The sequence below is a fragment of the Pseudoalteromonas nanhaiensis genome (assembly GCF_051235485.1).
GTDB classification, from domain to species: Bacteria; Pseudomonadota; Gammaproteobacteria; order Enterobacterales; family Alteromonadaceae; genus Pseudoalteromonas; species Pseudoalteromonas lipolytica_C.
The window spans coordinates 158,345-168,549 of sequence record NZ_JBPNYQ010000005.1 but is presented as its reverse complement, the minus strand read 5'-3'; the positions used below and the strand labels follow the sequence as shown (position 1 = coordinate 168,549).

At 39.3% G+C, this 10,205-nt stretch carries 9 protein-coding genes; all 9 read right to left on the bottom strand.

What is annotated here, in order from left to right:
• Positions 1-2: 2 nt before the first annotated feature.
• Positions 3-992: a hypothetical protein gene (locus ACSFVZ_RS07225; RefSeq protein WP_138557107.1), complete on the bottom strand. Its 990-nt coding sequence runs from the start codon at positions 990-992 to the stop codon at positions 3-5.
• Position 993: 1 nt separating this feature from the next.
• Positions 994-1,284, bottom strand: a complete 291-nt coding sequence (locus tag ACSFVZ_RS07220; RefSeq protein ID WP_138557106.1) for a PAAR domain-containing protein — start codon at positions 1,282-1,284, stop codon at positions 994-996.
• A gap of 20 nt (positions 1,285-1,304) precedes the next feature.
• Positions 1,305-1,661 carry a hypothetical protein gene (locus tag ACSFVZ_RS07215; protein WP_235382702.1) on the bottom strand — a complete coding sequence of 119 codons (357 nt, stop codon included), beginning with the start codon at positions 1,659-1,661 and terminating at the stop codon, positions 1,305-1,307.
• A 1-nt stretch (position 1,662) separates the two neighbouring features.
• On the bottom strand, positions 1,663-3,516 hold the full coding sequence (locus ACSFVZ_RS07210; protein WP_435558487.1) for a type VI secretion system Vgr family protein: 1,854 nt from the start codon (positions 3,514-3,516) through the stop codon (positions 1,663-1,665).
• A gap of 71 nt (positions 3,517-3,587) precedes the next feature.
• Positions 3,588-4,067 carry an Hcp family type VI secretion system effector gene (locus ACSFVZ_RS07205; protein WP_105181734.1) on the bottom strand — a complete coding sequence of 160 codons (480 nt, stop codon included), beginning with the start codon at positions 4,065-4,067 and terminating at the stop codon, positions 3,588-3,590.
• Between the two features lie 224 nt (positions 4,068-4,291).
• The gene (gene tssH, locus ACSFVZ_RS07200; RefSeq protein ID WP_435558486.1) at positions 4,292-6,895 is read right to left on the bottom strand and encodes a type VI secretion system ATPase TssH; all 2,604 of its coding nucleotides are present in this window, start codon (positions 6,893-6,895) and stop codon (positions 4,292-4,294) included.
• A gap of 19 nt (positions 6,896-6,914) precedes the next feature.
• Positions 6,915-7,895 (bottom strand): type VI secretion system baseplate subunit TssG, encoded by a 981-nt coding sequence (gene tssG / locus ACSFVZ_RS07195; RefSeq protein ID WP_435558485.1) that lies wholly within the window; start codon positions 7,893-7,895, stop codon positions 6,915-6,917.
• Positions 7,892-9,718, bottom strand: a complete 1,827-nt coding sequence (tssF, locus tag ACSFVZ_RS07190; RefSeq protein ID WP_235382706.1) for a type VI secretion system baseplate subunit TssF — start codon at positions 9,716-9,718, stop codon at positions 7,892-7,894. The genes tssG and tssF overlap by 4 nt, the downstream gene beginning before the upstream one ends.
• A complete protein-coding gene (tssE, locus tag ACSFVZ_RS07185; protein ID WP_435558484.1) occupies positions 9,715-10,200 on the bottom strand; it encodes a type VI secretion system baseplate subunit TssE in 486 nt (161 codons plus the stop codon). The genes tssF and tssE overlap by 4 nt, the downstream gene beginning before the upstream one ends.
• Positions 10,201-10,205: the final 5 nt, after the last annotated feature.

Genomic DNA, 10,205 nt, shown 5'->3' with positions numbered 1-10,205 from the left:
TGCTAACTCGCTTGACTATTTTGACAGTCATATTTAAGCGCATTTAAAATTGTAATCACCTGCCAACTAAAAAAATCAACACCTTGCAGGCTTGCTACACTGACAGGCCTATTCATCGCAAAGCCATAAACCAGAGTTTGATCATTAAAGTTGATCTTTTGCTCTGGCCAACTCAATGCAAATTGGCGCTGAAAATCAACAGCGGCTTGCTTACAATCGCCAGCCTGAACTTGAGTATCAAATGCAACTAATTCATCGAGCTGACTACCTAAGCAGCGTTTAATACCAGCAACAAGATTCTTGGCCGACCTCACTTCGGTCAACAGTGCAACAGCCATGGGGACATATTTTGTTGCCCCAGTTTGCAATAGCACCGCAATAGCTTGCTCTCGAGTAAACTGCTGGCTCACATAGTTGCAAACAAAATTCATCCTTTGTGGGTCTAGCAATAATAGGTACACAGACATTAACGGTGAATTAATCATCGCAGCCTTTTCAAATGCGTTTACTGTTTCTTGCATTTCAGGCATATCTGGGAGTTGTTTTACAGCACGTTTTATTGCTTTATAAATAATCGCCTTTGTATCTGAATTACCGTACACATTTGCCCAATTCAAAAAGTCGCTATTGGCGGACCCACTTATTGTTAAGCTTTTCTCCAAAAGCTTATTTTTTAAAAGCGTAAACTCATGTCGGTTTAATAACCCCAATAACCTCTGCTTTTGAGAGTTCGACATTAATAGCAGCGCAACCAAGCACGCTTCAGCAATGTCATCTAATAACGTTTCTTGCTGCTTTAACGTCTCAATTTCTTCAATAATGCGTTGCACCATTTCAAACTGTACATTGCTAGCACCCTGATATGCTTGTACTTTTAAAGCTAATTGCTGACGAACTTGGTCGATAAACCCAATGCTATAAAACGCACTTTGCTGCATCACATTTAAATTTGAAAGAGCTGCTTTATGCTCATTTAAAATGAGTGATAACACCTTATCCACCAATTAAAACTGTTGGGTTACCTAAAACAATTTTACCGCCATGAGAAGTACTGTCTCCCATTCGAGCAGCGGGTTTTCCGTTTATTTTGACTGTACCCGAACCGCTATTAATACTATCTGGCGGGCCTATACAAACAAGCATGTCACCTTGTCTTGCTGCAGGCATATTGCCAATCAACACATTAGCCGAACCCACTACAATTGGCCCTCCAACATGAGGAACTGTACCTGTTACTTTTGGACAAACATGCATATGCCCTAACGTTGAAGCGGGTTTTCCCATAATGCCTTCCTTGTTTTTGGCTATTCGTTTAAAGGAATAACTTGTAACTTATTTGTGCACACGAGTTTTGCTAACTCCTGCGCTATTTCGTCGTACGAAAGATCATTTATTATTGAGCTTGTTTGTGTAGCGTATTGGTAAATATGCGACAACACATTGCTACTATTGAGTACAGGGTGAAGGTTTATAAAAAATTGCTCAGCAAAATAACCATCTAGGCCCTTAAAATAATCTATTGGCAAGTTCAAAAACGGATCATCGGGGCGGTTGACACAAAGACATACCAAATGAGGTAAGCCATAACGGCAATAAACGGTAAAGCCATTGCTTGCTGCACCATGAACGAAACCTGATTGAAACGTATTTTGTAATTCCATGCTAGTTCAACTTTATCATGCCAGCAGAAAGGGTTATTGCACTTCCATCAACCTTCACGTTACTGCCTTTAATATTGATATTTGTGCCTTCTATAGAAATATTACCGCTACTACTCATAGTAATTTTTGCCGAACCGGTCTTAATAACAATTTCTTTTCCAGCTTCAATATTAAGTGATTTACCCACTTTCAGCGTGTCATTTTCACCAATATCAACGGTGCGATTCACTTTTACTTTTGCATCATCGTTGTTGCCAACTTCGAGGAAACGATCATTATCAATTTTTTCTTTTTGATCATTTTTTACATACAGCTGCTTATCTTTTTCAGCTTGCATGTAAACAAGTTCACTGCCTTTTTTATCTTCAAAACGAAGTTCATTAAAATTATCTGCTCCACCCTCTTTTGTTGAGCGTGTTTTGATACCGCTTTGTGTTTTATCTGCAGGCAATGCATAAGGAGGCATTAAATCAGCGTTGTATACTGCACCGCTAATGATTGGCTGATCAGGATCGCCATTAATAAAGTCGACTAACACCTCTTGCCCTACACGAGGAAAGAAAAATGCGCCCCATTTTTTACCTGCCCAATTTTGCGCAACCCTGATCCAGCATGAACTTTGCGAGTCTTTTTTACCTTCTCGGTCCCAATCAAACTGCACTTTCACACGCCCGTATTGGTCAACCATAATTTCATCTGCGCTGTCGCCCGTCACTATGGCTGTTTGCACACCATGAATAACAGGCTTTCGCATGCTGTGCGCTGCACGATATGGCACATCTTTTGGCACACATTCAAAGTGGTTGGTAAATACTTCTTGTGCACCAGATTGCTGAGATCCTGACTGATTTGGCACCGTAATAGAGGTTAATAACGAGGTGATAGCAAACGTTTTACCTTCTAGGCGCGGGTCTTCATGCTTTTTAAAGCTAAATAATTTACCCACCGAGAATGAACGGCAATCACTTCTACCGCTACTTAACTTCATATTACGCTGTAATGATTCTAGCTGTACGGCTGCTAAACCTGCAGCTCTTGGATGGGTTTCGGCTTCGGCTGTGTATTCAAAAATTTCAGCGACTGACTGAGTCGGTAAATCTGCTTTTTTGTGATCGCCATCAGGGTATCTTGGTGGTTGTTTAAAATCATAGCCAATACGCTTGTAACTGCCAGGCGCAATACTTAAACCACCTTGCCATTTATTAATGTGTGACTCACTGAGGTGACCAGAGGTAAACTCAACTTTTGCTTCTGCGCACTCTTCGTAAGCCGTTATATCATCTGCGAGCACTAGGGTATGTGCACTGTTACTATGCTCGAAAAAATAAAAAATACCTTCTTGCTGAAATAAGCGTTGAATAAAGTCAAAATCTGACTCTTGGTACTGAACACAGTACTCGTACTTTGGATACGTTTTAGTTGTATTATCCTTAAAAGCGACACTATGTTGACCAAACAAATCGGCAAAAATATCTTTTATTGTTTTCTTTTGAAAGATCCGACTGTTTTTTCGGTTTCGCATTGATGCTGCGAAAGGCACAATAGTGGCGTGGTAATCTATATAATTTTTTTGTTCATCAATATCAGCAGTGCGACTACCATTAGATACTAATTGACTAACTATACCATGAAAATAACGCTCACCTGCGCTATCGGCATTTTTTACTTTAATAGAAACAGGTTTTCCCACCAGATCTTCATGCGCTATTTGTGCGCCTATAGTGAACATATTCACTGACATCACAAACAAATCAGACATAGACTCTTGCACCACCAGCCGAGTTAAGTAAAGCGTATCTTTACCTGCTGGGGTGTTAATCTGAATTACATTGTTATCTTGTGTTGCTTTTTGCATTCCATGCTTCCTATTCCTAAAGATCAAAAAAGCTCTGAGCAAAACTCAGAGCTATTAGGTACTGCAAAAAATTACATTTGCTGACCTTTAACACCGCTGTAACCATAAACAAGTGGTGCAGTGATGTTATTTTTGTCGTCAGTAGGAGTAACAGTCATCATCATTTCTGTGTAGCTGATAGTGATTGTTTCAACTGGACGGTCATTTTGAACAGATACAGAGTAGCTAGAAATCATTGCATCTGTAAGTTCGATTTTCATGATTTCTTCAACTTTATCACCTTGCTTAGTGATGTGGAAAACAGCCGGTAGGCCTTTACCAATTGTCGCTTCTTTGAAAAGGTCTGGAGACGCTTTATCTTGAAGTTTAGTGATAGTTACATCACCTAAGCGAGTTGAGCTAGATTCACGGTCCATTGCTGTACCAGTGTGTGCTGAAATTTCACGGCTAACGTTCCAATCTAATGATAAAACTGTGATTAAATCTTTAAAAGACTCAGCAGTAGTTTCGCCTTTAATTGAACCGTATTTTAAATATGTATTTGATTGCATTTGATAATGCTCCTTTTAATTTATAAATAATATCCATTACATTGGATCATTTACTTTTGGTTTCCCAAAATTCCTTTGAAATCATTATCTCTAACTGCGCAACGAAAAGGTCTTCAATATCCTTTCCCTAGACGAAGACAATGTCTCAATGTTCCATCAACTAATGAAGACGGACAAATTATAATCCGACTCCAAAAAAGAAACAAGAAACTAATTTAAATATATTAATTTATATTAACAAAAAATGAATCATCATTTAAATCTAATAATATACTATTGATTTTACTACCAGTAACAAGGCTTTCAAGTAAAGATTCAGATAATAACGGCAGGACATTATTTTGCAATAATGCATGAATATTCCTTGCACCCGAACCAGAGTCATTACAATTGTTAACTATATAATCTACAACAAAATCTGAATATAAAAAATCAGATTTGTAATTTTTGTTAACTCTATCTTTTATTTTACTTAATTGAAGTTTTGCAATTTCCGCAAGAGTTTCTTTATTAAGTGGCAAATAAGGAATCACATTAATGCGACCAAGGAATGCAGCTTTAAATACTTCCAGTAAATCACTTTGAATAGCCTTTTGCAGACCCTGAACGCTTGGCGCTGTTTCTTCGTCTTCAAATAAGCTCATTGTTGTATCAGTACCCACATTCGAGGTCATGATGATAATCGTGTTTTTGAAGTCGATATCTCTACCTTCTCCATCTTTAATTGTGCCTTTGTCAAACACTTGGTAAAAGATGTCATGTACGCCTGGGTGCGCTTTTTCAATTTCATCTAGCAAAATAACACTGTATGGCTTACGTCTGATCGCCTCTGTTAATACGCCACCCTCGCCATAGCCTACATAACCAGGAGGTGATCCAAGTAGTAACGATACTTTATGCTCTTCTTTGTATTCTGACATGTTGATGATTGTGATGTTTTCTTCACTGCCATACACTTCATTCGCTAATGCAAGTGCCGTCTCCGTTTTACCAACACCACTAGGACCCGCTAGCATAAAAATTCCATTCGGACGGCTTTCGTCAGCTAATTGCGCTTTAGATGTCTGTACAACTTTTGCAATTAACTCCAACGCATGATCTTGGCCAACAACACGCTCTTTCATTGTGCTTGCTAAATTAAGAACACTCTTCACATCATCTTCATGCATCTTGCCAACAGGGATACCAGTCCAGTCAGAAATAACTTGCGCAATTAACTCATCATCAACCTGCCAATGCACCATGTTAGAATCATATTTGGCCAAGCTTTCTTTGCATTGTTGAAGCTTTTCAATTTCTGCACTTGGCTGTTCTGTTTCATCATTCAGGCCTGTGATGACTTCTTTTACATCTTTAATAAGTGACATTTCATTTTCGAATTGCGACTTCAATGGTGAAAGCTGCTCTGTAATTTGCTGGCACTTATTTGTTAAACTCTCAAGCACCTCACTGTGATTTAACCCTGTGCGTTGCTCACGAGTTAACATATTGATTTGCGACTCTATTTCTGAGCGTTCATTTTCAAGAGTTTCGATAGAATTAGGAGTTGATGCTTGGCTCATTGCAACGCGAGCGCAGGCTGTATCAAGTAAACCCACCGCTTTATCAGGAAGTTGTCTGCCGGTGATGTAGCGGTGTGATAAATGTACTGCGCTTTCTAGTGCTTGCTCGGAAATGAACACATTATGATGTTTTTCCATAACAGGCACTAAACCACGTAACATCGCAATTGCTTTTTCTGGTGTAGGCTCTTCCACTTTAACGACTTGGAATCGACGAGCGAGTGCAGCGTCTTTTTCAAAGAACTTCTTATATTCAGCCCATGTAGTGGCTGCAATTGTTCTGAGTTCGCCGCGCGCTAGCGCCGGTTTTAATAGGTTTGCAGCATCATTTTGACCGGCTTGACCACCACTACCGATCATTGTGTGTGCTTCATCGATAAATAAAATAACCGGAGTTGGGGTGTTTTTAATTTCCGATATTAAAGACTTTAGCCTATTTTCGAATTCACCTTTCATACCGGCGCCGGCCTGTAATAAAGCGAGATCTAGGGTGTGAATTTTTACATTTTTTAAAACATCTGGAACACTGCCTTGAGCAATTCTTAGCGCTAATCCTTCAACAACAGCGGTTTTACCAACTCCTGCCTCACCAGTTAGAATTGGGTTGTTTTGTCTACGTCGAGTAAGAATATCGACCATTTGTCTAATTTCAAAATCACGCCCCAAAATTGGATCTATTTTTCCTGCTTTTGCCTGGGCTGTTAAATCAACTGTAAATTGATCTAAACTAGGCGTTTTAGAACTTTTAGATACCGATTTTTCAGCTTGGCTCTTTGCCACAGAGCTTTGCTCCTGTGACTTAGCGACCATTTCAGGCCAAGCATGCAATAATTGCCCTGCTTCTATCTTATTAAACTCTTTACTACAACGACTCACTAAACTTGCTAAGGTGTCATCTTTTACCAGCGTGTAAATTAAGTAAGCACTACGAATTTGTGTATCTGTAAAATCAATGCTCGTACTAAGCCACGTTTGCTTGAGCAAACTGGTAACATGCATCGATAAGCTCGGTGATGAATTACAACCCGTTTTGTGCATTTCTAAAGACTTATTTAAATCATTTTTTAACGAGTCTCTATCAATATCGTAAGCGCTCAAAATAACTCTAAAGTCATCAAGTTGTTGCTCAAGCATCGCTAGTAACCAATGCTCTAATTCAACAGTAAAGTGGCTTCGGCTATTACAAATTGCAACAGCCTGTTCAAGACTCTTTTTGCACTCTGGGCTTAGTTTTTCTACGAGTGTATTTAGCGTCATTGTAGACATAATATTTCCTTGTATTTATTTATCCTTTGAACGAAAGTTCAGAGACTTTGCCATTTTGAGCTGCGTTTTCAGATAGCAGAAAACTATTACAGCCTAATTGACATCGTTCTTTTAATAATTGCTTTGCACCAAGCTTATAAAAGTTTGCTTTTACTATCAGTGAATGCTGGATTTGATTACCAACAAAATCACCCACAATTTGATGGGCTAAATTCCAAAGATCTTGCTTTGGTAGAAGACGGGCTGTTTGGTGCTCATTTTTGGGCTCGATAATAACTTCGATCTTTGTCGAGATATCCCAGATTTGCTTACCTGCTATTGCATCAATACCAAGCCTTGCATGTTGGCCTGCAAACCCTCCACTATTTATGCGTGTTTGCTCAGATTGTTTTAGCGGCTGCCACTGGCCTACAAATTGGTTTATGTTGACATCACAGTCTAAATAGAAAGTTAAAATATTGCGCAAATCTGCCATATTTCGCGTCTTTCGACTGAAAAGACCACTGAAATAAAGCTGATGAGGGGCATTCCCCCCACTCAGAAGTGCCAAAATTTTTGTGTGGTTATCTTGATTACTATTAGCAAAGTTAAGCGCGGGTTTATACTTTTTCCAAGCTCGGTAGTACAACGAAATCAAACGATGATTAAACATATCGTAGAAATCTCTCATTGTACTGTCTTTATAGCGCAATCGTTGCATCACCAGTTCACTATAAAAATGTGGCAATGCTCCTGAACAGCCAGTCATTCCCATAAATGATACTTTCATATCAAATTGGGTAATTCCTTCAACGTTTTTAGCGGGCTTTAAATTAGTAATTGCATTACCCGCAAAGCCAAACTTTTGTGTTGAACTAAACTTAATCAGCTCTAGTTTTGGCTGACAATCATAGCCAACTTTACGATATTGCTGGGCCGCACTCGACAACTGAGACTCGATCACAAACACGGCTTTGTAAAAATCTATTTCTGTCGCGTTCTCGAGCAATTGTGCAATCATAGTAGCACTCCGGAACCTACTCTAGCTGGCCACTGATGATAAACTCGATCTTGTTCTTTTAACTTTAGACTTAAGCGTGTAAAGCTATTAATTGATGCAAATTGCGAGAAGAAACAATCAAGAACTGAAGCAAAAAAGAACACCCCACTACCAGCGTAATCATCATTTGCAAATGTAATTTCAATGTCAGTTCCTGCTGCAAAAGCGACTCGACCGTTTTGCACGACACGCGCAGTTGCAGGTTCAATTTTGACGCTATAGATGTTATCTATCATCCCTTTTGATTGGGGTGTTGCTTTAAAATCATATAGCCTCAATGTTTCTTTTAATTTCTCTGCACTTTGCTCACCACTAAATGAATCAAGAGTCAGATGATTGATCAATTGCCAGCGAGTATTACTGCCAAGCACAGGTCTTACCGCATGAGTTGGTGCAACTAAACACCTGATTTTTTTTATTACATCGCCACGCTTTGGCAATGTAAAACCAAGTTCATCATCACCAAAAGGTAAACTAGCTGGTAGATTACGATTACTGCATTGAGCGCGCGCTGTTACCACCGTATTTCCCTCACTGAGAGCTTGTGCACTATTTTCGAAGCCACCATTTACTAATGATAAATAGGTTTCGGTTCCCGCCTCAGCATAGCCACCAGCCCAAAGTGCTGTTTCTCGTCGAGTATGCCAATAGAGATCTTTATACTCTTGATATTTAGGGTGTGTTTGCGCATAAAAAGGCGTCACTATCTGTTTATTCCCCTTGTGGTCAAATGCAACCACCTCTTCAAGGCTAATAACTTCAGATATTTCAGAGTCGATATAGCGTGGTGCGAGCTTATACTCATATTCGCTTAGCTCTGGGCGGATCGGTTCAAGTTCTTGTTCATATAAATTTATGATTGGCGTGCAGCCCATCAAGAACATGTCTTTATCTACTTGCTTCTCCAACTCGCTAGACTCAACATCTAAATAAAAATAAAGTGTTGTTGTACTGGCATTGCGAGGGAGTACCGAGCGAATATTTTGTAACTCAAAGAACTTAAACTTTTCAGGGAAAATAAAGTTTTCGACTAATAGCCTATATGCTGATGAAGAACGCATTGAGTAAGGAACAACAGCTTCATGCTCCTCAAATCCAACTGATTTTAAATGAGTTTTCGAGAGGTAATGCACTCCCTCATCGCCATTATCTACTGCTATTCCGATGCAATGTTTAAACAATAGTTCGTATACTTTGAGCGCATAATGCCATTGTCCATGAATATAAATTTTTAGATCATTTAGCTCTGTTTCATGTAATGAAACGCCATCATACTCACCTGTCAGTTGTAACTTAAATATCGCTTTAGCAGGTTCATTAAACTTTGGTTTAGGCGCAATAAAAGGACTGTTATCAAACTGAGCAGCTGTTATCTCTACGGGCCACAAATTGGTATCAAAACAGCTTTGAAATTTACACTGTTTCATTCCTTCTACATTGGTTTCAAGCTCACTCCCGCGAGGAATAATGACTCCTGTCGTTGATAGGTTTTCTGACTCTAACTTTACAATTGATAATGAAGGGATAGGCGCTTGGTAGTCTGGATAGAGCTGGCCTAAAAGCGCATCCGTTAACTCAGGAAAGCTATCATCAAGTTTTTGCCTAATGTTGGCAGTTAAAAATGCAAATGATTCGACTAACCTTGAAACATGAGGATCTTCTATCACTTCGTCTGTAAGTTTTAACCTGCCTGCCACTTTTGGGTATTTTTCTGCAAAGTCTTTCCCAAGGTGGCGCACATACGCTAATTCACGATTGTAATATTTTAATAATTCATCATTCATAGTGAAGACTCATAGATTTTCATACCTAAACTAACTGGCTCAACTTCAGAGTTAAAACTGATATATTCAGGCTCTGGATCGGCATATAACAAGGCATTAATTCTTAGGTTTAATACTCGGTTAAGGGGGAGTTCTTCATCAACTAACACTTCAACTTCAATAAACCTAGGCTCAAATCGTAAAATCGCATCTCGAACTTTTTCACATAACGCTGCTCGCCCCTCATGCGAACTTACAACCATGCTCGAAAAATCAGGCAATCCGTATGATAAACACGATGTTGCAAGCTCACTGTATTGACTTGGCCATGTATGCCACGGGATCCGAGCATTTAGTAACGCCTCGATATCTCGTCTTACGTAACTTTTTAAAAGTGATAAGCTGATACCATCCGTTCGCTGTGGCGAGTCCTGTACATCTGGCTCGTCATCAATCAAACGATCTAAAATTGATGCTTTGAGCGGCTGTTTGCTTGCAATCATGAAAA

Excerpts from the sequence above, each read along its gene's own strand:
- ACSFVZ_RS07220 (WP_138557106.1), bottom strand. The coding sequence starts at position 1,284 with ATGGGAAAACCCGCTTCAACGTTAGGGCATATGCATGTTTGTCCAAAA.
- ACSFVZ_RS07215 (WP_235382702.1), bottom strand. The coding sequence starts at position 1,661 with ATGGAATTACAAAATACGTTTCAATCAGGTTTCGTTCATGGTGCAGCA.
- ACSFVZ_RS07210 (WP_435558487.1), bottom strand. The coding sequence starts at position 3,516 with ATGCAAAAAGCAACACAAGATAACAATGTAATTCAGATTAACACCCCA.
- ACSFVZ_RS07205 (WP_105181734.1), bottom strand. The coding sequence starts at position 4,067 with ATGCAATCAAATACATATTTAAAATACGGTTCAATTAAAGGCGAAACT.
- tssH (WP_435558486.1), bottom strand. The coding sequence starts at position 6,895 with ATGTCTACAATGACGCTAAATACACTCGTAGAAAAACTAAGCCCAGAG.
- tssG (WP_435558485.1), bottom strand. The coding sequence starts at position 7,895 with ATGATTGCACAATTGCTCGAGAACGCGACAGAAATAGATTTTTACAAA.
- tssF (WP_235382706.1), bottom strand. The coding sequence starts at position 9,718 with ATGAATGATGAATTATTAAAATATTACAATCGTGAATTAGCGTATGTG.
- tssE (WP_435558484.1), bottom strand. The coding sequence starts at position 10,200 with ATGATTGCAAGCAAACAGCCGCTCAAAGCATCAATTTTAGATCGTTTG.